The sequence below is a fragment of the Testudinibacter sp. P27/CKL/0425 genome (assembly GCF_052931395.1).
In genome coordinates this window covers 668,344-694,465 of the sequence record NZ_CM128801.1, presented here as the reverse complement: position 1 = coordinate 694,465, position 26,122 = coordinate 668,344, and the positions used below count along the sequence as shown (strand labels likewise).

At 49.5% G+C, this 26,122-nt stretch carries 16 protein-coding genes, 1 tRNA gene and 3 rRNA genes; 2 read left to right on the top strand and 18 right to left on the bottom strand.

The window, feature by feature from the left end:
- Nucleotides 1–26: 26 nt before the first annotated feature.
- The 5 genes from ACUHGC_RS03455 to ilvG all read right to left on the bottom strand — a co-directional run bounded on the left by ACUHGC_RS03455 (nt 27) and on the right by ilvG (nt 7,587).
- Nucleotides 27–1,994, bottom strand: coding sequence for a BCCT family transporter (locus ACUHGC_RS03455; protein ID WP_446834827.1), 1,968 nt, complete (start codon nt 1,992–1,994; stop codon nt 27–29).
- Between the two features lie 229 nt (nt 1,995–2,223).
- On the bottom strand, nt 2,224–3,768 hold the full coding sequence (gene ilvA / locus ACUHGC_RS03450) for a threonine ammonia-lyase, biosynthetic (RefSeq protein ID WP_446834278.1): 1,545 nt from the start codon (nt 3,766–3,768) through the stop codon (nt 2,224–2,226).
- A gap of 3 nt (nt 3,769–3,771) precedes the next feature.
- On the bottom strand, nt 3,772–5,613 hold the full coding sequence (gene ilvD, locus ACUHGC_RS03445) for a dihydroxy-acid dehydratase (RefSeq protein WP_446834277.1): 1,842 nt from the start codon (nt 5,611–5,613) through the stop codon (nt 3,772–3,774).
- A gap of 58 nt (nt 5,614–5,671) precedes the next feature.
- A complete protein-coding gene (gene ilvM / locus ACUHGC_RS03440; protein WP_446834276.1) occupies nt 5,672–5,896 on the bottom strand; it encodes an acetolactate synthase 2 small subunit in 225 nt (74 codons plus the stop codon).
- A gap of 35 nt (nt 5,897–5,931) precedes the next feature.
- On the bottom strand, nt 5,932–7,587 hold the full coding sequence (ilvG, locus tag ACUHGC_RS03435; protein ID WP_446834275.1) for an acetolactate synthase 2 catalytic subunit: 1,656 nt from the start codon (nt 7,585–7,587) through the stop codon (nt 5,932–5,934).
- Nucleotides 7,588–7,962: 375 nt separating this feature from the next.
- Between ilvG and dld the strand changes: the two genes are divergently transcribed.
- Nucleotides 7,963–9,666: a D-lactate dehydrogenase gene (gene dld / locus ACUHGC_RS03430; RefSeq protein ID WP_446834274.1), complete on the top strand. Its 1,704-nt coding sequence runs from the start codon at nt 7,963–7,965 to the stop codon at nt 9,664–9,666.
- Nucleotides 9,667–9,785: 119 nt separating this feature from the next.
- On the opposite strand, the gene cynS is transcribed toward dld, so the two are convergent.
- From cynS to ACUHGC_RS03380, 10 genes are all read right to left on the bottom strand, one after another.
- Nucleotides 9,786–10,235: a cyanase gene (gene cynS / locus ACUHGC_RS03425; RefSeq protein ID WP_446834273.1), complete on the bottom strand. Its 450-nt coding sequence runs from the start codon at nt 10,233–10,235 to the stop codon at nt 9,786–9,788.
- 241 nt (nt 10,236–10,476) lie between these two features.
- Nucleotides 10,477–10,592: ribosomal RNA gene (rrf, locus tag ACUHGC_RS03420) — 5S ribosomal RNA — on the bottom strand.
- A gap of 173 nt (nt 10,593–10,765) precedes the next feature.
- A 23S ribosomal RNA gene (locus ACUHGC_RS03415) occupies nt 10,766–13,771 on the bottom strand.
- 245 nt (nt 13,772–14,016) lie between these two features.
- A tRNA-Glu gene (locus tag ACUHGC_RS03410) sits at nt 14,017–14,092 on the bottom strand.
- An 86-nt stretch (nt 14,093–14,178) separates the two neighbouring features.
- Nucleotides 14,179–15,719 (bottom strand): 16S ribosomal RNA (locus ACUHGC_RS03405).
- The 16S, 23S and 5S rRNA genes sit together here with 1 tRNA gene alongside, the layout of an rRNA operon.
- Nucleotides 15,720–16,004: 285 nt before the next feature.
- Nucleotides 16,005–16,844 (bottom strand): DNA ligase, encoded by an 840-nt coding sequence (locus ACUHGC_RS03400; RefSeq protein WP_446834272.1) that lies wholly within the window; start codon nt 16,842–16,844, stop codon nt 16,005–16,007.
- A 93-nt stretch (nt 16,845–16,937) separates the two neighbouring features.
- Nucleotides 16,938–17,762 carry a DUF5718 family protein gene (locus tag ACUHGC_RS03395; protein ID WP_446834271.1) on the bottom strand — a complete coding sequence of 275 codons (825 nt, stop codon included), beginning with the start codon at nt 17,760–17,762 and terminating at the stop codon, nt 16,938–16,940.
- 95 nt (nt 17,763–17,857) lie between these two features.
- Nucleotides 17,858–18,472 (bottom strand): L(+)-tartrate dehydratase subunit beta, encoded by a 615-nt coding sequence (gene ttdB / locus ACUHGC_RS03390; protein WP_446834270.1) that lies wholly within the window; start codon nt 18,470–18,472, stop codon nt 17,858–17,860.
- Entirely contained in the window at nt 18,469–19,371 is a 903-nt protein-coding gene (gene ttdA / locus ACUHGC_RS03385; protein ID WP_446834269.1) for a L(+)-tartrate dehydratase subunit alpha, read from the bottom strand. The genes ttdB and ttdA overlap by 4 nt, the downstream gene beginning before the upstream one ends.
- A 72-nt stretch (nt 19,372–19,443) precedes the next feature.
- Nucleotides 19,444–20,811, bottom strand: a complete 1,368-nt coding sequence (locus ACUHGC_RS03380; RefSeq protein ID WP_446834268.1) for an anion permease — start codon at nt 20,809–20,811, stop codon at nt 19,444–19,446.
- A gap of 131 nt (nt 20,812–20,942) precedes the next feature.
- On the opposite strand from ACUHGC_RS03380, the gene ACUHGC_RS03375 reads away from it, so the two are divergent.
- Nucleotides 20,943–21,869 carry a LysR family transcriptional regulator gene (locus ACUHGC_RS03375; RefSeq protein ID WP_446834267.1) on the top strand — a complete coding sequence of 309 codons (927 nt, stop codon included), beginning with the start codon at nt 20,943–20,945 and terminating at the stop codon, nt 21,867–21,869.
- Between the two features lie 15 nt (nt 21,870–21,884).
- On the opposite strand, the gene glpC is transcribed toward ACUHGC_RS03375, so the two are convergent.
- From glpC to glpA, 3 genes are read right to left on the bottom strand one after another with little or no spacing between them, the layout of a single operon-like run.
- Nucleotides 21,885–23,144: an anaerobic glycerol-3-phosphate dehydrogenase subunit GlpC gene (glpC, locus tag ACUHGC_RS03370; protein WP_446834266.1), complete on the bottom strand. Its 1,260-nt coding sequence runs from the start codon at nt 23,142–23,144 to the stop codon at nt 21,885–21,887.
- Nucleotides 23,141–24,436, bottom strand: a complete 1,296-nt coding sequence (glpB, locus tag ACUHGC_RS03365; RefSeq protein WP_446834265.1) for a glycerol-3-phosphate dehydrogenase subunit GlpB — start codon at nt 24,434–24,436, stop codon at nt 23,141–23,143. The genes glpC and glpB overlap by 4 nt, the downstream gene beginning before the upstream one ends.
- Complete coding sequence (gene glpA, locus ACUHGC_RS03360) at nt 24,426–26,096, bottom strand: anaerobic glycerol-3-phosphate dehydrogenase subunit A (protein ID WP_446834264.1); 1,671 nt, start codon at nt 26,094–26,096, stop codon at nt 24,426–24,428. The genes glpB and glpA overlap by 11 nt, the downstream gene beginning before the upstream one ends.
- Nucleotides 26,097–26,122 lie beyond the last annotated feature (26 nt).

Sequence of the window (26,122 nt, the reverse complement as noted above, 5' to 3'; positions counted from 1 at the left end):
ACCTAAACCGCACTTTGCCGCTAATATCAAGACGGATCGAGCGGCGCCTGCACCATCAGCTCATTCGCTTCACTGCTTAGCAACACTAAATAGCGTTGATACTGTTTCAGAATATCGGCGATCAATTCGTCTGCCGACATATATTGCACGTCGTAGCCGATGCGCCCGTCACCGAAATAGGTGATTGGCTCGAACACCTGTTCATGCTGCACGCTCGGCAGACTCTCTTCTTCCAACAGTGAAAGTGCGGTTTCCTTACGTTGAATGCTTACACCGTAAATAAAATCTCGTATCGCACCTTTCTGGATCACCAGCTCAATACTGCGCTGCGGCTGTTGGGTTTCATTAATTTGCACTTGCAGCTTGTGCTGATTCACCAATTCGTTGCGCAACTGATAAAACGCCGGTTTCACCACTTGGTTCACAAACTGCTGAATATCCTCTTCTTGAGTCTGCTTTAAAATCTGCCCCAGCCGTTTTTTCCATTTATCACCGTTCCAGAAAACCGTCGATTGATTTAAGCCGGTGTTGAAATAGCTTTTATCCGCGCGCAATCCCTGCAACAAGCTAAAACACAAGAAGACCGTGATCACTGCAAACGGTAGCGCCACCACCAGCGTCATCGCCTGCACCGCCGCCAGTCCGCCTGAATTAAGCAAGCCGATCGCCAGCACGATCATAATCGCGCCCCACAACACACTTTGCCAGCGAGGCATATCGTTGGTTTTGCCGTTAGAGGCGATATTATTCAGTACGAAAATCCCCGAATCTGCCGAAGTGATAAAAAACAGCGATAAAATCAACAGCGCTAAAAACCCGCTGACCGTTGGTAAAGGAAACGATTGTAAAAATGCGAATAACAAAGTTTCCGGCGCGCCGGTCTGCGCACTGAGCGCACCGTTCGATTCGATGTTTTGCATAATCGCGCTGTCGCCGAAAATGGTAAACCACAGTAAATTAAAGGTCGACGGAATAATCAACACCCCGAGGATAAATTCGCGAATGGTTCTGCCACGGGAAATTCGCGCGATAAACAGCCCGACAAACGGCGCCCACGAAAACCACCACGCCCAATACAGCACCGTCCAGCCGCTGAACCAACCGGCGTGCTCCGGCTCATAACTAAAGGTGCGGAAACTGATTTCCACCAAATTACTTAAGTAGTAACCGATATTTTCCGAAAACACCGACAATAGGAAAAGGGTTGAGCCGCTCAGCAGAATAAACAGCATGAAAATCAATGCCAGTCCGAGGTTAATCTCACTTAAGCGGCGCACGCCTTTACCCACGCCGGAAATTGCCGACAGCACCGCAATGTTGACCACCACTAAAATCACCAACGCATTAGTGGTGAAATTATTCTGTTCCACAATCCCCATCGCCTGTAAACCGGCGTTCAACTGCGACGCGCCGTAGCCCAAGGTGGTGATGATCCCGAACAAAGTCGCCACTAGCGCCAGTGTATCAATAATATGTCCGTAAACACCGTGGATTTTATCTCGTAGCAGCGGATAAAACGCCGAACGAATCGACAGCGGCAAACGGTAGCGGAAACCAAAATACGCCAATGCCAACGCAATCGTGCCGTAGATTGCCCACGGATGCACGCCCCAATGGTAGAAGGTGTAAAGCATCGCATCTTTTTGTGCATTGCCTTGCGCAATCGGCGAAACCGAGTGCATCAGCGGCTCCGCCACGCCGAAATACATCAAGCCGACACCCATTCCGGCGGCAAATAACATTGCAATCCAGGAAAAAAACGGGTATTCCGGCTCCTCGTCATCACTGCCCAAACGAATGTCGCCCAGTCGCCCCATCGACAGCAGCAGTAAAAACAGGATAAAAAAACTGACCGATAAGATATAAAACCAGCTGAAATGATCGAAGGCAAAGTTTTTTGCCGCGTCCAAATTTTGCTGCATCGCTTGTGGGAAAAAGATACAGAAAATCGCAATCGCGACCACAAACAGAAAGCTTGGAATAAACACAGGCATACTGAACGTGGTCTGTTTTTTTAATAATGAAAACAAAGCGTTATCTCCTTAATTATTATCATAAATTCAACTTCTAATATTAAAAACCGCACTTATAATAATTAATTGGAATAAATAAATCAAATTTAATTACAAAAGGAAATAAAAATACAGCGGGAAAATAAACATTATGCCAATAAAAAACCGGCTGGGATTTCTCCGCAGCCGGTTGCTGATCGACCATCTGTCGTTATTTCAAAAAATACTGATAAGACGGTAAATCGGTGACATCTTGATAGGCATAACCCAGCGCTTGCAAATGGTGCTGAAACACCTGTTCGGTCGATTCGCTCAACTGGAACGCACATAAAATATCGCCGTAATCCGCCCCGTGGTTGCGGTAGTGAAACAGCGAGATATTCCATTGCGTGCCGAGGGTTTGCAGGAATTTCACCAATGCGCCTTTTTGTTCGGGGAATACGAAGGTGTATAATTTTTCCCGCTGTGAACTCGTACTGCGCCCGCCGATCATATAGCGGATATGGGTTTTCGCCACGTCGTCATTCGACAGATCTTGCACGTCGTAGCCCGAATGTTGCAGTTGGCTGATAATGTCCTGTTTTTCCGCTTCGCCGCCACTGATTCGCACCCCGACAAACACACAAGCGCGCTGATTATCGGCATAACGGTAGTTAAATTCCGTCACCGCACGATCGCCTAGCAAATGACAGAATTTCAGAAAGCTGCCTTTCTGTTCAGGAATTGTCACCGCCAATAAGGCTTCATGTTTTTCGCCGATTTCACAGCGCTCGGAGACATAACGCAGGCTGTGGAAATTTAAATTGGCGCCGGACAGCACATTTACCAAAGTTTCGCCTTGAATTTGGTGCAACTTGACGTATTTTTTCAATCCTGCTAACGACAGTGCGCCAGACGGCTCCGAGATCGCGCGCACATTTTCAAAGATGTCTTTCACCGCAGCACAAATTTCATCGCTGTCAACGGTGATCACATCGTCTAAATACTGTTGGCAAACGCGAAAGGTTTCATCGCCGATGCGCTTCACTGCCACGCCGTCGGCAAACAGCCCGACCCGCTCCAGATCAACCGGCTCACCCGCCGCCAACGCGGCTTGTAAGCAGGCGGAATCTTTTGATTCCACCCCGATAACTTTGACATCAGGCATCAGTTGCTTAATCAGCACCGCCACGCCAGCCGCCAAACCGCCGCCACCGACCGGCACAAAAATCCGATCGATATGCTGCGACTGTTGGATCAACTCCATTGCCAACGTTCCTTGCCCGGCAATCACCGCAGGGTGATCAAACGGCGGAATAAAGGTCATGTTTTTGGCTTGCGCCAATTCAATCGCTTTGGCTTTGGCTTCATCAAAGTTTGCACCAAACAACAGCACCTCACCACCAAAGCCACGCACCGCATCGACTTTGATACTCGGCGTGTTTTGCGGCATCACAATCAAGGCTTTCAGCCCCAATTTTTTGGCGGATAACGCCACGCCTTGCGCATGGTTGCCCGCCGAAGCGGCAATCACACCTGCGGCTTTCTGCTGTTCGTTCAATCCGGCGATCATCGCATAAGCACCACGGATCTTAAAGCTGTTGACCGGCTGGCGATCTTCACGCTTGATGTAAATCTGATTCTCAAAACGCTCCGACAGTTTTGCCATTTTTTGTAGCGGCGTGACTTCAACCACCTCATAAATATTCGAGGTGAGTACCGCTCTTAGGTACTCGCCTCCGCTCGGTTGAGCCGATAAGTGTGCAGAAAGGCTCATGGTTTAGTCCTGTAATTTGCTGCGATCACGCACCGCGCCTTTGTCGGCGGAAGTGGCAAAATGACCGTACACTTTTAATGCAAATGAGACTTCACGCTGACGGTTTGCCGGTTTCCAGCCTTTCGCATCTTGTGCGCGACGGCGTGCCGCCAGTTCCGCTTCGTCAACAGCCAATTGGATTGAACGGTTTGGAATATCAATCTCAATCAGATCATCGTCTTGCACCAAGCCAATCATGCCACCGGCTGCCGCTTCAGGCGAACAGTGCCCGATAGACAGGCCCGATGTACCGCCGGAAAAACGTCCGTCAGTCAGCAACGCACAGGCTTTGCCTAAGCCCATTGATTTCAGATAGCTGGTCGGATACAGCATCTCTTGCATGCCCGGCCCACCTTTCGGCCCTTCATAACGAATCACCACTACGTGTCCGGCTTGTACTTTGCCGCCCAAAATTGCCGCTACTGCGTCATCTTGGTTTTCAAACACAATCGCCTTGCCACTAAATTTGAGAATGCTTTCGTCAACACCGGCAGTTTTGACAATACAGCCGTTCTCCGCCAAGTTGCCCGACAACATTGCCAGCCCACCGTCTTGGCTGTAGGCATTGGCTTTGTTGCGAATGCAGCCTGAAGTGCGGTCGTCGTCTAAGGTTTCCCAACGGCAATCTTGTGAAAAGGCTTCAGTGGTGCGGATTCCCGCCGGGCCTGCGCGGAAGAATGACCGCACTTGCTCATCATCGGTGCGCATGATGTCATAGCGTTCCAGCTGTTCTAACATGCTATAGCCCAATACGGTACGGGTTTGATTATTCAACAAGCCTGCACGATCCAGTTCGCCTAAAATTCCCATTACGCCACCGGCACGGTGTACGTCTTCCATGTGGTATTTATTGGTGTTCGGCGCAACCTTGCTCAAACACGGCACGGCACGAGACAGACGATCAATATCCGCCATGCTGAAATCCACTTCCGCCTCTTGCGCCGCGGCTAATAAATGCAATACGGTGTTGGTCGAACCGCCCATGGCAATATCTAAACTCATCGCATTGTCAAATGCCGCTTTGCTGGCAATCGAACGGGGCAGCACGCTGTCATCATCTTGTTCATAGTAGCGTTTGCACAGCTCGATAATTTGCGTACCGGCACGCAAGAACAGCTGTTTACGATCCGCATGGGTCGCCAAACAAGAACCATTGCCCGGCAGGCTCAAGCCTAACGCTTCGGTTAAGCAGTTCATTGAGTTGGCGGTGAACATTCCCGAACACGAGCCGCAAGTCGGGCAAGCCGAGCGTTCGATTGCATCAACATCGGCATCAGACACGTTGCTGTCCGCACTTTGCACCATCGCATCGACCAAATCCAGTTTGATGATTTGATCCGACAATTTGGTTTTGCCGGCTTCCATCGGACCGCCGGAAACGAAAATCACCGGAATATTCAAGCGCAATGCCGCCATCAACATTCCCGGGGTGATTTTGTCACAGTTGGAAATGCACACCATTGCATCAGCGCAGTGCGCATTCACCATATATTCCACCGAGTCGGCGATCAGCTCGCGCGACGGCAACGAATACAGCATTCCGCCGTGCCCCATCGCAATCCCGTCATCCACCGCAATGGTGTTGAACTCTTTGGCGATCCCGCCTGCTTGTTCAATCTGCTTGGCAACCAGCTGTCCCATGTCTTTCAGGTGCACGTGTCCCGGTACAAATTGGGTGAAGGAGTTGACCACCGCAATAATCGGCTTGCCGAAGTCCTGATCTTTCACACCGGTGGCACGCCACAACGCGCGTGCGCCTGCCATGTTTCGACCTTGGGTGCTGGTCGCTGAACGTAATTTAGGCATAATTTTTCCTCTATTTTCTTAAATCATCACTCGCAACATACGGGCTAACCGCACTTTGCTATTGTACTTCCACATGAATCACATCAAACAGCTTACTTAATTGATTACACAATGTTTCAATCGGACGTTCACCGGCAACAGCCAGGGCTAGCTGAATGTCACTTTCGGCGGATGTCATCTGCATTTGCAACACCCGAAAACCACGGTGGCGCACCACGCGCAAAATCCGCTCTAACACTTCCGGTCGCCATTGCGCTTGTAGGGTTAATTGATATTCTTTCATCTTATTCTCTCTCGTATTCGGCTTCAAACCGCACTTTATACGCCAATGTCTTCCAACATGGTTTCGTTGCTCGCCCCCGGCGGCACTAACGGCCACACGTTTTCGTCTTCATCTATGCAGACGTGCAACAGATAGCTGCCCTCGCTGTTTAATAAGCGCTGCAACGCCGCTTGCACTTGTGAGCCGTGTTCAATGCGCTCGCCTTGAATGCCAAACGCCGAAGCCAGCGTGACAAAATCAGGGTTGTCGTCCAAAATGGTTTCGCTGTGGCGACCATGGAAAAATAGCGATTGCCATTGGCGCACCATGCCGAGACGTTGATTGTCTAATAACAAGATTTTAATCGGCAACTTCGCGCGTTTAATCGAGCCCAGCTCCTGTACATTCATCATAAACGAGCCGTCGCCGGTCACTAAAATCACGGTATCATTCGGACGTGCCTTTTGTGCGCCGACCGCCGCAGGTAAACCGAAGCCCATGGTGCCGAGTCCGGCGGAGGTGATGTAGTTTTCCGGCTGAAAATGGCACATATGTTGTGCCGACCACATTTGGTGCTGTCCGACATCGGTGGTGACGACCGCACTTTGCGGCTTGAGCTCGGACAGGGTTTTCAGCAGTGTCCACGGGTGAATGCTATCTTGCCCTTCATTACTTGGATAAACAAATGGGAAATCTTGCTTCAAACGCAGAATATCCTGCTGCCAGTCGGCGATCGCCAGCGGCTGCGCAAGTGCGTCAAACGCTTGTGATAAATCGCCACGCAACACCACATCAGCACAGCGCAGTTTATTAATTTCCGCTACGTCAATATCAGCGTGAATCACTTTGGCGTGCGGCGCAAACGTGTCGAGTTTGCCGGTTACCCGATCATCAAACCGCGCACCGAACACCACCAACAAATCACTTTCCTGCACCGCATAGTTGGCAGCTTTAGTACCGTGCATCCCGACCATCCCCATATAATACGGGCTGTCCGCCTCAATCGCGCCCAAACCTTTAATGGTAGAAACCGACGGAATTTGGCTGGCTTGCAGAAAGCGACGCAATGCCGGCACCGCACTTGCCATGCCTACACCACCGCCAACGTATAACACCGGGCGTTTAGCTTGTTGTAGCAGGGTTTTGGCTTGTTGTAATCCGTCAGCTTGTTGCGCGGGGGCTGGCTCAACAGGGAGCACGATCGGCTGCGCTGTGGTTGGGGCAAATTGCACATCTTTCGGAATATCGACTAAGACAGGTCCGGGGCGCCCGCTTTGTGCGCACTGAAACGCTTGCGCTAAAATCAGCGGCAGTTCGTCGATATTTTGCACAATAAAACTTTGTTTGGTACAGGCGAGCGACAAACCGAGCACATCAATTTCCTGAAACGCATCGGTGCCGATAAACGGGCTGGCAACTTGTCCGGTGATCGCCACAACCGGCACGGAATCGAGCAGCGCATCGGCAAGCCCGGTGATTAAATTGGTCGCCCCCGGTCCGGAAGTGGCAATACACACCCCGACTTTTTTACTGGAACGTGCATAGCCGATTGCCGCAATCGCAGCCCCTTGTTCATTACGACAGAGCAGATGATCCAACCCTGAGTCATAAATCGCATCGTATACCGGCATAATCGCGCCGCCGGGATAGCCGAAAATCACATCGACCAGATGCGCTTTCAAACTTTCGGTAACTAATCTCGCTCCGTTCATTTTTTCCTCGTAACCACATTTGCAGCTTATCGACTGCCAATAACAAAAAACCCCCGCTGATTAAGCGAGGGTTATGCTGTTCGCAGGCTGGCACCGACTAATTAGCACACCGCTCGCTGGCGGTGTTAATAATCACCACGCTGAGAATAATGCTAATCATGCCGATATGTTTCATACCACAGTACCAATCTGTCTAAATTTGTAGCTTACATAAATACCATATTTTATTACAGGTTCAAAACTTTTTTTTATTTTATAAAAGATCAGTCGCAATTCCAGCAAAAAACCGGCGCAAGCACGCGCTCTGCGCTGTTTATTTCCGCTTAATCGGTATAGACTGATTCGACCCCGTTTTCGTATTCTAAGGAAAAATCAATGGCATCATATAACCAAAAACAAAGCTCACTGATTCAGCAATTACAAACGATTGTCGGCGAGAAATATCTGCTCACCGATCCAAACCGCACTTTGCCTTATCGCCAGGGATTTCGCTTCGGCAACGGCGATGCGTTGGCGGTGGCAATTCCCGGTTCGTTGGTCGAACAATGGCGAATTCTGCAGGCTTGCGTCAAAGCGGACGTGATTGTGATCACCCAAGCCGCCAACACCGGCTTGACCGGCGGCTCCACGCCCGACGGCAATCAATATGATCGTGACATTGTGATTATCAATACCTTACGCATCGATCAAATTCAAGTCATCAACCAAGCAGAGCAGGTGATCTGCCTACCAGGCAGCACCTTATTCAAGCTAGAAGAAATCTTACTGAAACACCAACGTGAAGCCCATTCGGTGATCGGTTCCTCTTGTATCGGCGCATCGGTATTGGGTGGCGTGTGTAATAATTCCGGCGGAGCATTGGTGCAACGTGGGCCTGCCTATACTGAAATGGCGCTGTTTGCACAATTAGATCAACACGGGGAATTGCATTTAGTCAATCATTTAGGCGTGGATCTGGGTAAAGAGCCGGAAGAAATTTTGGCGCGCTTGGAACAGAAACGCTACCAAGACGCCGACATCAAGAGCGGTTCAGGTCAGGGGCACGATCACAGCTATTGCAACCATGTGCGCCAAATCGACGCCGATACTCCTGCCCGCTTCAATGCCGACAGTCGCCGCTTATATGAAGCGTCCGGCTGTGCCGGTAAACTTATGGTGTTTGCCGTGCGTTTAGATACTTTCCCATTGGAGAAAAATACTCAGGTATTTTATATCGGCACCAATAATACCGCGGAACTCAACAATATTCGCCGTCATATTTTAAGCCGTTTTCAATCGCTGCCGGTTTCCGGCGAATATATCCACCGCGAGGCGTTTGATGTCGCTACCATTTATGGCAAAGATACGTTTTGGGCGATTAAAAAGTTGGGAACCAACAATCTGCCAAAACTGTTCAGCCTGAAAAACAAAGTCGACCGAATTTGTAACAAAGTGCGGTTTTTGCCGGAAAATATGGCAGATAAAAGCCTGCAATTGCTCAGTAAAATATTGCCGCAACATCTGCCGAAAAAAATGCGCGACTATCGCGATCAATATGAACATCATTTGATTCTTAAAATGGCAGGCGACGGGATTGGTGAAGCCAAAACTTTTTTGCAGAATTATTTCAGCCAGCACAGCGGCGATTTTTTTGTTTGCAATCCGGAAGAGTCACAAGCGGCAATGCTACACCGCTTTGCCGTGGCGGGTGCCGCCGTTCGCTATCGCATTATTCATCATCAAGAAGTGGAAGACATTGTGGCACTCGATGTGGCGCTGCGGCGCAATGATCAAGACTGGTTTGAAATCCTGCCGACAGAGCTAAATCAGCAATTTATCCATAAACTGTATTACGGACATTTTATGTGTCATGTATTTCATCAGGATTATATTGCGAAGAAAGGATCAAATCCGGTGGCATTAGAAGAACAGATGTTGGCATTATTGGATCAACGCGGCGCGCAATATCCGGCAGAACATAACGTTGGCCATTTGTATCATGCCAAACCGGAACTGAAAAAATTCTATCGTGATTTAGATCCGACCAACAGCTTTAATCCGGGTATCGGCAAAACATCCAAACTAAAAAACTGGCAATAACATCATAGTGATTAAGTTATGCTAATCACTTGAAGCCGGTTACACTGGATTGCCCAATTAATTCGGCAATCCGGTATAACCGGCTGGTTTACTTTGTTTATTTAGTATGGTGATTATTATTAAAACGCTTTATATGGCAAAAATTTACCCGACATCACGATATTAACCCGATCCCCTGCCGGATGACTTTCACGTTGGATATCCATGGAGAAATCTATTGCACTCATAATACCATCGCCAAACTCTTCATGGATCAGCGCTTTCATCGCCGGGCCGTAAACACTAACGACTTCATATAGTCGGTATAATAACGGATCACTCGGCACTGCCGTCGGCAAGCCGCCTTTGTAAGGGACAGTTTGTAACCATTTTTCCGCCTCACTATCCAGCTCAAAAAATTCAGCAATTAGTTTGGCTTGTTCTGCGCTAAAAGCCATTTGTCCTAAGCATCCCGCGGTCACCCACTCTTTGCTTAATCCAAGTTTGCTCGCAATATCCGCCCATTTCAAACCTTTCGCCGCTTTATTTGCAATAATTTGTTCGGTTACCTCTAAACGACTTTTCAGCATTTTGATTCTCCTTTTAATGATATTTTCAAATCCACTATACGCCTAAAAAAGAGAGTTGTTGATGTTAAAAAACGCATTCAATAGCGAAATAAAATTAGAGGGAGGGACTGAGATGCCGGTAGATCGTTTCAATAATAGGTATTTTTGTTATTTTTCTACGATGCCTTCTGCCTTTGCCGTTTTTTATTTCCCCAAAACAAAAACCCCTGCATCTCTCGATACAGGGGCTATCTTATATAAAATCCGGCGGTGTCCTACTCTCACATGGGGAGACCCCACACTACCATCGGCGTTACAGCATTTCACTTCTGAGTTCGGCATGGAATCAGGTGGGACTACTGCACTATCGCCGCCGGAATAATTCGGCTTGATTGTCATTTTGTTCGTTCGTACTTATCTATACTTTCGTATCTATTCTTTCGTGCGTCACGCTATTCTTTATTCGGTCACAAGCTAATCTCTTCAAAAACTCTTTCTTATCAGGTTCTCTAGTTGACTCTATCCTCAACTCAAAAACCCTTGAGCGTTGTATGGTTAAGCCTCTCGGGCAATTAGTACGGGTTAGCTCAATATATCACTACACTTACACACCCCGCCTATCTACGTCTTAGTCTTAAACAACCCTTACCGACTCTTAGTCGGGGAGAACTCATCTCAAGGCAAGTTTCGTGCTTAGATGCTTTCAGCACTTATCTCTTCCGCACGTAGCTACCCAGCAATGCTTCTGGCGAAACAACTGGAACACCAGCGGTGCGTCCACTCCGGTCCTCTCGTACTAGGAGCAGCCCCTTTCAATTCTCCAACGCCCACGGCAGATAGGGACCGAACTGTCTCACGACGTTCTAAACCCAGCTCGCGTACCACTTTAAATGGCGAACAGCCATACCCTTGGGACCTACTTCAGCCCCAGGATGTGATGAGCCGACATCGAGGTGCCAAACACCGCCGTCGATATGAACTCTTGGGCGGTATCAGCCTGTTATCCCCGGAGTACCTTTTATCCGTTGAGCGATGGCCCTTCCATTCAGAACCACCGGATCACTATGACCTGCTTTCGCACCTGCTCGACATGTCCGTCTCGCAGTCAAGCTTGCTTATACCATTGTACTAACCTCACGATGTCCGACCGTGATTAGCAAACCTTCGTACTCCTCCGTTACGCTTTGGGAGGAGACCGCCCCAGTCAAACTACCCACCAGACACTGTCCACGACCACGTTCCGCAGTCTGTGTTAGAACATCAAACCTTAAAGGGTGGTATTTCAACAACGACTCCATAACAACTGGCGTTGCTACTTCATAGTCTCCCACCTATCCTACACATCAAAATTCAATGTTCAGTGTCAAGCTATAGTAAAGGTTCACGGGGTCTTTCCGTCTAGCCGCGGGTACACCGCATCTTCACGGCGATTTCAATTTCACTGAGTCTCGGGTGGAGACAGCCTGGCCATCATTACGCCATTCGTGCAGGTCGGAACTTACCCGACAAGGAATTTCGCTACCTTAGGACCGTTATAGTTACGGCCGCCGTTTACTGGGGCTTCGATCAAATGCTCTCACATCATCAATTAACCTTCCAGCACCGGGCAGGCGTCACACCCTATACGTCCACTTTCGTGTTTGCAGAGTGCTGTGTTTTTAATAAACAGTTGCAGCCAGCTGGTATCTTCGACTGACTTCACCTCCATCCGATAAGGACTTCAATTACCATCAGCGCACCTTCTCCCGAAGTTACGGTGCTATTTTGCCTAGTTCCTTCACCCGAGTTCTCTCAAGCGCCTGAGTATTCTCTACCTGACCACCTGTGTCGGTTTTCAGTACGGTTTATTATAAGATAAGCTTAGCGGCTTTTCCTGGAAGTGTGGTATCGGCAACTTCGACTCCGTAGAGTCTCCCCATCACGCCTCTGATTTAAATGACCGGATTTGCCTAATCATCCATCCTACACGCTTGGACCGGGACTTCCGTCACCCGGCTCACTTAACCTGCTCCGTCCCCACATCGCTCTTATAACAAGTACGGGAATATTAACCCGTTTCCCATCGACTACGCTCTTCAGCCTCGCCTTAGGGGCCGACTCACCCTGCCCCGATTAACGTTGGACAGGAACCCTTGGTCTTCCGGCGAGGGGGTTTTTCACCCCCTTTATCGTTACTTATGTCAGCATTCGCACTTGTGATACGTCCAGCATACTTCTCAATACACCTTCTTCCGCTTACACAACGCTCCCCTACCCAACAGGCGTATCACTAATAATCCTTCCTCACGCCGATTCAACAGCATACCGTCTCAACGTTTAAAGGGCTTGACCAACTTACTCATTCCACTCGTAAGTTGTTAAGCTTAAGGCGTATTAGTGATACGCCTGATGCCGCAGCTTCGGTGACTAGTTTTAGCCCCGTTACATCTTCCGCGCAGGCCGACTCGACTAGTGAGCTATTACGCTTTCTTTAAATGGTGGCTGCTTCTAAGCCAACATCCTAGCTGTCTAAGCCTTCCCACTTCGTTTCCCACTTAACTAGTACTTTGGGACCTTAGCTGGCGGTCTGGGTTGTTTCCCTCTCCACGACGAACGTTAGCACCCGCCGTGTGTCTCCTAGATATTACTCTTCGGTATTCGCAGTTTGCATCGGGTTGGTAAGTCGGGATGACCCCCTAGCCGAAACAGTGCTCTACCCCCGAAGGTATTCATCTAAGGCTCTACCTAAATAGATTTCGGGGAGAACCAGCTATCTCCCGGTTTGATTGGCCTTTCACCCCCAGCCACAAGTCATCCGCTACTTTTTCAACAGTAGTCGGTTCGGTCCTCCAGTTAGTGTTACCCAACCTTCAACCTGCCCATGGCTAGATCACCGGGTTTCGGGTCTATATCATGCAACTACTCGCCCAGTTAAGACTCGGTTTCCCTTCGGCTCCCCTATTCGGTTAACCTCGCTACATAATATAAGTCGCTGACCCATTATACAAAAGGTACGCAGTCACCCCATTAAAGAGGCTCCCACTGCTTGTACGTACAGGGTTTCAGGTTCTATTTCACTCCCTTCACCAGGGTTCTTTTCGCCTTTCCCTCACGGTACTGGTTCACTATCGGTCAGTCAGGAGTATTTAGCCTTGGAGGATGGTCCCCCCATCTTCAAACAGGATTTCTCGTGTCCCGCCCTACTTGTTGTTAGCCTAGTACCACAATGGAATCTTCGGATACGGGATTATCACCCTCTACGATTGTGCTTCCCAGCACATTCTCCTAATTCCATCGCTATCACTAACGGCTCTTCCGCGTTCGCTCGCCGCTACTTACAGAATCTCGGTTGATTTCTTTTCCTCGGGGTACTGAGATGTTTCAGTTCTCCCGGTTCGCCTCAACACACTATGGATTCATGTGTTGATAGTGGGTTCTTCACCCACTGGGTTTCCCCATTCGGATATCGTGGAGTGATAGCGCTTCTTATCAACTCCTCCACGCTTTTCGCAGATTAGCACGTCCTTCTTCGCCTCTGACTGCCTAGGCATCCACCCTGCACGCTTAGTCACTTAACCATACAACCTCAAGAGTTTTCATCCCTGACGCTGTCTCAATTGACTCGTGCGTAAGTTTCCCTACGCTGACCTATCAAGTGCCTTTTATCACTCAACAAGTCCTTCGATTTCTCGATTACTCAGCTCTTACGATGTTATCTTCAATAAACTTTCATTCATCAAAAACAACTCGCTTGAGTTCTCTTCAGTTTTTAGCTTGTGTCCAAATTTTTAAAGAACAATACGATTTCAACAACATCGTGTTATGGCGTCCCCACGGGGATTCGAACCCCGGTTACCGCCGTGAAAGGGCGATGTCCTAGGCCTCTAGACGATGGGGACTCCGACCATAACACGATATTCTGTTATCTCTCTTCTCTTCATCATCAAACAATCTGTGTGAACACCTATACAACACATCAATCTACTAAGGAGGTGATCCAACCGCAGGTTCCCCTACGGTTACCTTGTTACGACTTCACCCCAGTCATGAATCATACCGTGGTAAACGCCCCCCCGAAGGTTAAGCTATCTACTTCTGGTACAACCCACTCCCATGGTGTGACGGGCGGTGTGTACAAGGCCCGGGAACGTATTCACCGCAACATTCTGATTTGCGATTACTAGCGATTCCGACTTCATGGAGTCGAGTTGCAGACTCCAATCCGGACTACGACGCACTTTAAGAGATTTGCTCATCATCGCTGACTCGCCACCCTCTGTATACGCCATTGTAGCACGTGTGTAGCCCTACTCGTAAGGGCCATGATGACTTGACGTCATCCCCACCTTCCTCCGGTTTATCACCGGCAGTCTCCTTTGAGTTCCCGACCGAATCGCTGGCAACAAAGGATAAGGGTTGCGCTCGTTGCGGGACTTAACCCAACATTTCACAACACGAGCTGACGACAGCCATGCAGCACCTGTCTCAGAGCTCCCGAAGGCACTCCCGTATCTCTACAGGATTCTCTGGATGTCAAGAGTAGGTAAGGTTCTTCGCGTTGCATCGAATTAAACCACATGCTCCACCGCTTGTGCGGGCCCCCGTCAATTCATTTGAGTTTTAACCTTGCGGCCGTACTCCCCAGGCGGTCGATTTAACGCGTTAGCTACAAGAGCCAGATATACACCCAACCCCTAAATCGACATCGTTTACAGCGTGGACTACCAGGGTATCTAATCCTGTTTGCTCCCCACGCTTTCGCACATGAGCGTCAGTATTTGTCCAAGGGGCCGCCTTCGCCTCCGGTATTCCTCCACATCTCTACGCATTTCACCGCTACACGTGGAATTCTACCCCTCTCTACAATACTCTAGATAAACAGTATGAAATGCAGTTCCCAAGTTAAGCTCGGGGATTTCACATCTCACTTATCTATCCGCCTGCGTGCCCTTTACGCCCAGTTATTCCGATTAACGCTCGCACCCTCCGTATTACCGCGGCTGCTGGCACGGAGTTAGCCGGTGCTTCTTCTGTGACTAACGTCAATGACTAACCCTATTAAAATTAGCCCCTTCCTCATCACCGAAAGAACTTTACAACCCGAAGGCCTTCTTCATTCACGCGGCATGGCTGCGTCAGGGTTGCCCCCATTGCGCAATATTCCCCACTGCTGCCTCCCGTAGGAGTCTGGGCCGTGTCTCAGTCCCAGTGTGACTGGTCATCCTCTCAGACCAGTTAGAGATCGCGGGCTTGGTAGGCCATTACCCCACCAACTACCTAATCTCACTTGGGTTCATCTTATGGCGCATGGCTCCGAAAAGTCCCACACTTTAATCTCTCGATACTACGCGGTATTAGCGACAGTTTCCCGTCGTTATCCCCCTCCATAAGGCAGATCCCCAAGCATTACTCACCCGTCCGCCGCTCGTCAGCAAGGAAGCAAGCTCCCCCCTGTTACCGCTCGACTTGCATGTGTTAAGCCTGCCGCCAGCGTTCAATCTGAGCCATGATCAAACTCTTCAATTCAAGTTCAATCGCTCAATGAATATCTGACCTAAAATAAATTTACTTCAGCACTCATTAAGACTTTAATATTTAAAATTTTCATACCAATGTCTTGCACAAGTGCCCACACAGATTGTCTGATAAATTGTTAAAGAACAACACAACGACTTGAACCTTTCGTTCATCACTGCGTCGTTGTGAGGTGCGCATTATAGACATTCACGAAATCTTTGCAAGCCCCTTTTGAAAGTTTTTTTGATTTTTTATTTACCTGACGGTTTTTTAGGCTAAAAACCGCACTTTTGCTTATTTAAGCAACGAAACATCCGCTCTTCGACGTAAAAAAGTCGCAAAGCGCGGTAAACCGTTCTTGGTCAACCCACGGTATTGATAGGTGATCAGACTGCCGATCGGCGGCGGATTTTGCCGATCCGCGATTTTAAATCCCGATCCAATCCGAAAAACACCACGCTGATTACGGCAACTCACCGCACCTAGCATTTGTGAAAATTGCCCTTTACCCGGATGATGAGCGATCACTTCGCACTCTTCATCTTGCTTGGTTTTAAATTTGAGGATCTGCGAACTGCGCTGAGCTTGATAAGGTATATTCGGATTGCGAACCACAATCCCCTCGCCACCCAGCGCCTCAACCTCCGCTAAAAAGGCTTCGGCGTGCTGTTTACTTTGAATCGGATATTGCGGAAGAATTTCAATATACGGACTCGGATTTTGCTGCAAATAATCCGCCAATTGTTGCAGGCGCTGCGGCAAATTTCCGTCGGCATTTGGTACATCGAAAACATACAGTTTCAGCTGGTGCCAGCCGCGATCTTGCGAGCTGCGCACAATAGAAGCGATCCGCTCAAATTCGCCGCGCGCGGAAAACAGCTCGCCATCAATCGCAAACGGTGGGAACTGTTGTATAAAATAAGGCGGCGGATTCAACGGATTGCCGTTACGACTGACAAGCTGCCGTCCGTCCCAAAAGCCTCGGATACCGTCTAATTTTTCACTCATCAGCCAACCGTCCAGTGGTTCGCCCTGATATTCCTGCAGCAACATCAAATCCGGCGCTTTCGCCGGAATATACGGAATAACCCCAAGAATTAACAGCAATACAATAAAGATCTGACGCACAATCACCTCGCGTAAAAAGTCAAAGTGCGGTCAGTCTATCGTTGCTCCGGCGAGTTGCGGGAATTTGCCCTAAATTTCTGGAATGCGGATCGCAAAAAATTAAACAACTTGCTGGATTAATGCCGATAAATCGCCATTAAACTGCTGTTTTTTCGCCATTTCAATAATTTGCTCGGCGCTGTGTCGCCGACTGTTATACACCACCACCATGCTGACATCGCCCGGTTGCAGGAAATTCGTTTCACCGAATTCGGTGTAACGCGTAGCACCAATACTGATCACCGCTTGGGTTGGATAATCCGCTTGTGCCAACAGCGATGCAATCGGGTGCATCGGGCCTTGATCAGGCTGATTATTCATGCGGTCAACAATCCAATCCAGCAGCTTTTGGTGGAAATAGCTATAGCCGGTAGTCGGACTATCGACGCCGTAAATATTGAATTGATCGCCGCGCCGGTGAAAACAAGCAATGCGATAGTGATCCAAATTACAGCCCGGTTCAAAGCCGTCCAAGGCAATTAAATCCGCTGATAAGCCTTTGGTTTCTGTGCCCCAGTTTTTCTTGTCGGCAATTTTATTGGCATTCGGGCGGCGAATCGAGCAGTCGTTATATGCACCGAACACTGTCGGACGAAGTGCGGTCACCCGTCGCTCGGCGTCATATTCCACCTCGCACACAATCGCCACTTCAGGCTCAATCTGCAAATTGTCGGCATCTTGCGGAAAACGCAACATGGTGGCAGAAAGCGGATAGGTCGCCAAAAAGCTGTCGCCCAAGTGCGGTACATAAAACGGAAAAATCGCTTTCGGTTGATGCGCCTCTTGCACTTCCACCTGTTTGAAATCGGCGGCTTCGCCCGCTTGTTCCAAATGCCCTGCAAAATTGCCAGCCACTCCAAATCCGATTGCCTGTTTGAATGTCATTCTGTTCTCCTGATTGCGCATGGTTAATGCTGGCGAGTATAACAATAAACCGCACTTTGTGCTGAAAAAACACCAAGTGCGGTTTTATGCGGCGATTATTTGATGAAACTGACGTGTTCGCAAATTTCTTCTATCGCGGCTTCTTTTTTCTGGTTGAATTCGATTTTGTTTTCTTCAAAAATATTGCGCCCGTGAGTATCAATCGACACGATTAACGGCCCGAACTCTTTCACTTTGCACACCCACAGGGTTTCAGGCATTCCTAAATCTTTCCATTGCGCATCGACAATTTCTTCCACACATTCAGCCGCCAGTACGGCGCAACCGGCAGGAAACACGCAGTGCAACGCTTTGTAATCGCGACAGCCTTCCATCGTGCCGTTGCCCATTCCCCCTTTGCCTAAAATCAACTTAACGCCGGTTTGTCGGATAAATTCTTTTTCAAATTTCTCCATCCGCATACTGGTGGTCGGGCCGACCGATACCATTTCATATTTGTCCTCGCCCAAAGCTCGAATAATCGGACCTGCGTGTAAAATAGAACCGCCGTCGATATCCACCGGCAACGGGCGTTTTTCGTCGATCAAGCGACGGTGTGCCACATCGCGGCAAGTGACGAGATAGCCGTTCAGATAAATAATGTCGCCGACATTGATATCCTGTAAATCGTCCGCACTAATCGGTGTCGTCAGAATTTTTTTCTCGCTCATAATGTCACTCCTGAGAGTGAAGTAATGGTGTAATTCAGATCTTTGTCAAAAATAATGTGTCCTTTGCGGTGTGACCAACAGCCGACATTCACACTGACGCCGATCACCGACGGATGGCGCGCGGTGTTTTCGATATGTACGCCCATTACCGACATTTTGCCTTTTAAGCCCTGCGGCCCTAATCCGATGCTATTGATTCCATCCTCGAGGAGTTTTTCCATCGATGCGGCTTTTTCATTTTCATTGTGCAGCCCTAGCGGACGGAACAGCGCTTTTTTCGACAACACCGCCGCCGTTTCCACCGAGGTGGCAATGCCGACGCCGACTAACAATGGCGGGCAGGCATTCAAACCGTAGCTGGTCATAATGTCCATCACAAAGCGGGTAACACCTTCGTAACCCTCGCCCGGCATCAGCACTTTCGCTTGCCCCGGCAGGGAACAGCCGCCGCCGGCCATATAAGTGTCCAGCTCCAATTTATCGCTGTCCGGCACAATTTCCCAAAATACGCTCGGCGTACCCTTGCCGACATTTTTGCCGGTGTTGTATTCGTCAAACGTTTCCACGCTATTGTGGCGCAATGGCGCATCTTTGGTTGCCTGAATCACCGATTCTTTCAGTAATGCTTCCAGTTCGCCGATATACGGAAAGTTTGCACCGCACTTGACGAAAAATTGAATAACCCCCGTATCTTGGCAGCTCGGACGGTTTAGTTTTGCCGCCAAATCCTGATTTTGGAACATCGCACCATAAATAATTTTGGGAAGTTGTTCCTGCTCTTGTTCACGCAGCTCGCTTAATTTGCGCATCACGTCATCCGGCAGGATTTTGCCGGTAACACCTACAAATTTGGCAATCGTATCGCTCAGATAACGTACGCCCTGTTCTTTTGTCATCATAGATAACCCCTCTTTTTCATCACTAAAATTTATCTTCTTCTGGCGAATTGATTACCATAACCCCTGAATATTTCACCACAATGAACCGACACCGATCCAAATCGTTACGTTGATTAATGAAGCGAAGAAGCCAATCCGCCACCAATCGTGTTGTTTAATATAGCCTGCGCCAAAATAGATCGGCGCTGCGCCGGTCGCGTAATGCGTTAATCCCGCCATCAAATTCGACAATACGGCAAAGCCGAACGCAGCAAGAAACGGCGGCGCACCGGCACCTACCGCCACCGCCAGAAAAACCGCATACATCGCCGTAACGTGCGCCGACAAACTGGCAAACACATAGTGGCTATACATATAAACCCCTAAGGTTGGCACCCAAGAAACGCCGTCCATTTGCCCGCTGGCAGTGCCGGCAAACCACGACATGAACCCGACTTTGTTTAACATTCCCGCCAAACCGATAATGCCGCCCATCCAGATCATGCCGTCCCAGGCTCCTTTTTCTTGCAGAATTTCATCCCACTCCAGCACCCCACTGACAAGCATGATGCAAACCCCTAATAAAGCGACCACGGTGGCGTTAATATTGGTGTATTGTGATGTGCTCCACAGTAGCAGCGCGCCAATAAACACACCGCTGATAATCCATTCGCCGCGGCTCATCGCGCCCATTTTGGCAAGCTCTTCGCGGGCAACCTGCTGTGCTTCTCGAGTGTCTTTGATTTCCGGCGGATAAAATTTATAAATAAAGTACGGAATTATCAGCATCGACAACAACCCGGGCACAATCCCCGCCAGCGCCCAAGTGCCCCAGCTGATCGTGACATTGGCGGTTTGTTGTGCGAATGCCACAATCAGCAGATTTGGCGCGCAAGCCGTTAAAAACATTGCGGCAATCGGCGCGTCCACTTGGAAAGTGGTCGATAAAATATAAGCACCGATTTTGCGAGGCGCTTTGGTCGGCTCGGATCCGAAAGCTGAAGCAAGACTGCGCACAATCGGATACATAGTGCCGCCGCAACGTGCGGTATTCGACGGTGTCGCCGGACTGATAATAAAATCGCTGATCACCAAGGTATATCCCAATTTCAGTGCGCTGCTGCCGAAACATTTGATCAGTTGATAAGAGATCCGCCGCCCCAACCCGGTTTTAATAAACCCTTTCGCAAACAGGAAAGCGGAAACAATCAGCCAAATCGTGCTGTTACTGAAGCCGGACAATGCCTCCGAGATGCTGATTGTTTTGCTGAATGCGGCAAACGTGACCCCGATTAATGCGATCGCACCTAACGGCAACGGTTGTAAAATAAAGCCGACGATGGTGGCGGCAAAAATCGCAAACAGCTGCCATGCCTGTGGCGTCAGCCCTTCCGGCGCAGGCAACAGCCAAATCGCCACCATCAGTAAAATTACTATCACACCGCGTGTTAACCGACTCATGCCCCACTCCAAATATCAAAATTAAGAAGCCTTATGTTTTATGTGGTATATGCTACGAAATTCGCTTAAGATAAGTCCAATATGATTTTTTATATAATTAATATAGGCATTAACCTATAAATGAGGTATGAATGGAATTTCGACAATTCAAATATGTGCTGAAAGTGGCGGAAGAGCGAAACTTTTCCAGTGCCGCCAAAAAACTGTATATTTCGCAGCCGTCATTGAGCCAATTTATTCAAAAAGTGGAAGAAAAAGTCGGCGCGCCGCTGTTTGATCGCAGCGTTTCGCCATTAAAACTCACCTATATCGGCAGCTTATACGTTGAAAATGCACGCGCGATTATGGATTTGCAAACCCAATTCGAACAGCGGGTGGATGACACATTAAATGCCAAACAGGGGCAAGTCACTATTGGCAGCTCGCCGTTTCGCAGTGCTTATTTATTGGCGCGCGTGCTGCCGCTGTTTAGGCAGCAATATCCGCATATCGACGTGATTCTGCAAGAGGACAACACCCATAATCTCGAGGATCGGGTTTTACACGGCTTAACCGATCTGTCACTTTCGCTGATGCCGATCAACCCCGCGTTGTTCGACCATGAGATCTTATTTGAAGAGCAAATGCTGTTAGCGCTGCCGCCGAATCATCCGATCGCCCAGCAATGGCAGTTGCGCGCGGGCGATCACTCGCATACTCCGGTGATTACGCTGGCGGAGCTCAAAGATACGCCCTTTATTCAAATGAACAAAGGGCATAAATTGCATAATATGCTGCAAAAACTGTGCGAACAGGCGGGATTTTCGCCGAATGTGGTATTAGAAACCGAAAGTATGACCACTGCTCAAGCCCTCGCTGGCGCCGGGCTTGGCGCCGCGTTACTGCCGGAAACGCTGGTGTATGCCGATCACTTCGACAAAGAGCCCTGCTATTGCCGCCTCGACAGCCACCCGAGCCGCACCGTGGTGGTAGTCTATCGCAAAGGCCGCTATTTATCCCATGCGACCCGAGCGTTTGTACAAACATTGAAAACCTATCTGGCACAAAGTGCGGTTTGACACCGCACTTGCACGCTATTTTTTCAATGCCATTGCCAACAAGGTGATCGGGTGCAAACATTGGCGGGTGGTGGACATATCGATCTGCCATTTGCAGGTTTCACAATCAGACACCACGTAATCAAAACCGCCTTGATCAATCTGCTGGAACAAGTTGTTGCCAATCGCCTGTGACGTTTCATAGTTTTCCGATTTAAAGCCATACGTGCCCGCAATGCCGCAGCATTGTGAATTGAGCATCACGATGTCCAAATTCGGAATTTTGCGCAGCACTTCAATGGTGTACGGCACCCAACCGCTCTTTTCCATGTGGCAGGCGGTGTGATACGCCACACGCAGCGGCATAGGTTTCAACGGCAAAGTTTTGCCCTGTTCCAACAGCTTATACAGATGACGGGTAACCAATTGAACGTGCGACCGCACTTTGTGGTTATCCAACCCCAAAATATGCTGATATTCATCACGCAGCGTCAAGGTGCAAGTGGACGAGGTACCGACAATCTCCAGTTTGCGCTCGCTCACCGCTTTTTCCAGCTGTTGAATATTAAACTCGCCCTGTTTTTTTGCCCGTTCAGGGAAGCCGTTCACCATCAGCGGCACGCCGCAGCACTTCTCTTTTTCCAGCAGCACCACGCCGATGTCCATGGCATTGAACACTTCGATCAGCTCTTTGCCCAGTGTCGGGTTGTTGTAATTCACATAGCAGCCGTGGTAGTAGCCGACTTTTTCCGCATACTGTTTTTGCTGTTCTGCTACTTTGCCGTACCATTGGCGGAATGTGCCGAACGAGTATTTCGGCAAGCTGCGCTGTTTCGCCACTTTTAAGGTTTTATCCAGCAAAAAGCGGGTGGCTTTCAGGCTGGTCATGGCATTCACCACGGGCGCAAATGGCGAGGATAGTGAGCCCATAATATCGGTATTACTCAGCACCGCATCACGCAATTTATGAATTGACGATTTCTGCTTATCTTTGCCGTAACGGTTACGGGCACGCACGATAATATCACCGATTTTCACATCCGACGGACACGCTACTTCACAACGTTTACAGTTGGTGCAGTATTTCAGGGCTTCATCATAAAAATCCGCACTTTTCAGTCGCAACCGCTCGCCGTCAGGCCCCGACTGTTTCGGACCGGGGTAGAACGGATTATTGCGCGAAACCGGGCAAACGGCCGTACACGCCGTGCATTTGATGCAACTTTCAAAGCTGTTATCAGTGTGGGCTTGCAGTTGTGTTTGCTCGGCTTGTTGAATTAATTGTTGCAAATTCATGCGTTGCCTCCTTGTAAAATCTGATCGGCGACATAAAGTGCGGTTACCACCGCCACGCCTGAGCCGCAGCCTTGATGAATCGGATCATAGCCGCCGACCACCGCGCCGATTGCATACAGATTATTCACGCTTGCGCCCTGTTTTTGCGCCTGACAGCGGGTGTTAATCTTCGCGCCGAACTGTTGATACGGTTGCGGTTCAGCGAAACGGTGGTGTGTCCACTGGCTGCGCTGTGGTGCATTAAACAAATCCAAACCGAAAATCGGCTCGACAATCTGATCGAAACTGGCGACTAAACCGTTGCTGAAAAAACTGCCGCTTGCCAACACATAGTGATCGGCTTGCAACGGCACTTCTTCGTTCAAACGGGTATAAAGTGCGGTTACTTCACCGGCTTCATTCCATTCGGCACGCAGCGCGCTGTCGCCTTTCATCATCAAACCACCGGCTTTTTCAAACGCTTTTTCCAACACGCGATGTTGGCGAATCCCCAGCAATGACGGCGGAAGGGTCGGCAGTTCAAACAGGCGAATGCCGCTTGCTTGCTGAAGTTGTTGCAGGAAATCGTCATTATCCAAACCAAAACAGGCTGGCAAGAACACGGTGTCGGCATCGCCTGCGGCTTTTTTCAGCTCATTTACCAATTGTTCAAAATTTAATTTATGTTCTAACGCTTGTGAAATATTGATACTGCGAAATTCACGCGCATCGCCGCGCAAGTGATCCAGTTCCGGAATATGTAGATAGCCGAAGCTCAGTTGCCATTGGGCAAAGTGCGGTAGCCGTTGCATATTTTCACACAGTAATTCCGGTTGAAAATCGTTGAAACCTTCAATCCCGAGCACCGCCACTTTTTTGGCAGACAAAACCGCACTTTGCGCTGGCTCCGCAGCAAACGTCGGCACACTGCGCGGGGAAAGCCATGTTGGGCGCAATGAACCGAGCGGCGTTAAACGCAGGTGGTTTTGCTTGCCGCCCTGTTTTAAATTCAGTTGTAAACCGCCCGCCAGTTGTTCAAATACACTCAATTTGCTCAACACCGTTTCATGCCCTAATAAGCTATAAGGGTGTTCGGGTTGCTGTTGCGCCAGTTGTGTTAACGCTCGCGTGAAATCGCTAATCGGTTCGCCGTTTTGGTTGGATAGACTCAAAAAATCAAACGAGCCGGAAGAAAAATCCAATGCACTTTGTCCGTTGCTGACAATCGCACAACGCTGCCCGCCTTGTTGTAAGCGGATTCCGCACAGCAAGCCTGCCAATCCGCCGCCAATAATCAAACTATCAAACTTCATTTTGATCGGTTCCTTGTAGTTGTTGCTGCCCTGCTTGCGGCACATCATTTAGCCCTAATAAGCCGTAATACACCCATGAGGTAAACTCCGCTTCACGCAGCGCATCGCCCCAAGCAATCGGCTCAATCCCGCGCCAGCGTTCTTCCATAAACGAGGCAAGCTGGGTGGTAGATTGTTGTGGTGTCGCCACCTTAAAGCGTGCCATTAATCCTGCCGCACGGCAGGCGCATAGCTCACCTTGGCAAGTGCCCATGCCCACTCGGGTGCGGCGGCGTAAATCCACCAGATTATTCACTTTTAATTCGTCCACCGCATAGCGCACTTCGCCTGCGGTAACCGCTTCACATTCACACACGAGGCTGCGATCCAACCGCTCTTTCTCCAGTAAGCCTGTCGCACGTGAACCATGACGATACACCGCAGAAACCCGCAGCGGTGTCGGCAGGGAAATCACTTTTTGGTGAGTTTCCACCGCACTTTCATTTGAACCCGGCAACGGAATCTCGGCGGTGGTGCAAGCTGCAGTTTTATTCAGTTTTTTACAAGCTAAATCGGTCGCCCATTCCGCCATTAAACGATAGGTGATCAATTTGCCGCCGGTGATAGTGATAAAGCCGTCCAAGCCGTCCCGCTCCGCGTGATCCAACAGCACAATCCCACGACTGACATTGCGCCCTGACGGATCATCATCGGTCGCCACCAGTGGGCGCACACCGGCATAGGCTCGCAATACACGGGTGTGGCGCAGGCTTGGGGCGAGCTTTTCACCCTCTTCAATCAACAGATCCACCTCTTCAGGCGTCACCACCATATTATCAATTTGATCATACGGAATGCGGCTGGACGTCGTACCGATCACGCTGATGGTGTCGCCCGGCACTAAAATATCGGCATCGGCAGGTTTGCGGCAACGGTTGATCACCATGTTGTTCAAACGGTGTCCCATAATCAGCAGCGAGCCTTTGGCCGGGAACATTTTGATTTTCAGATCGGCATATTCCGCAATGCCTTGCCCCCAAATACCGGCGGCGTTAATCACCACCGGCGCAAAAAATTCCCGTTGGATTTTGTGTTTATGATCGTAAGCCCGCACGCCGATTACCCGATTACCTTCACGGATCAGTTGCTGCACTTCGCAATAGGTGAACACGTCTGCGCCGCGTTCTTTCGCATCAAGCATATTGGCGGAAGTGAGCCGAAACGGATCGATACTGCCGTCCGGCACCACAATTGCACCGACTAAATTCGGATTGACCGACGGCTCTAAGCGGCGTGCCAATGACGGTTCGATCTGCACCGCATCAATGCCAGCACGTTCACAGGCGGCAAGAAACGGGGTTTGAAATGCCAGATCATCTTCCGGCAGGGTGATAAACAGCCCTTTGCAGTCGTCAATACAGTGTTTGGCGATTCGTTTTAGAATATTATTCTCGTCAATACACTCTTTTGCCGATTCCGGATCGTTGACCGCATAGCGTCCGCCGCTGTGCAGCAGTCCGTGATTGCGCCCCGTTGCACCGGTTGCGATGTCGCGCCGTTCCAATAAAACCGCACTTAGCCCACGCAAACGGCAATCTCGGGCGATCCCCGCGCCGGTTGCGCCGCCGCCGATAATAATTACATCGGTTTGTTGACGAGAAGAAAATGGCGATGTCATCATTCTGCCCCCACATTAATTAAGAAATT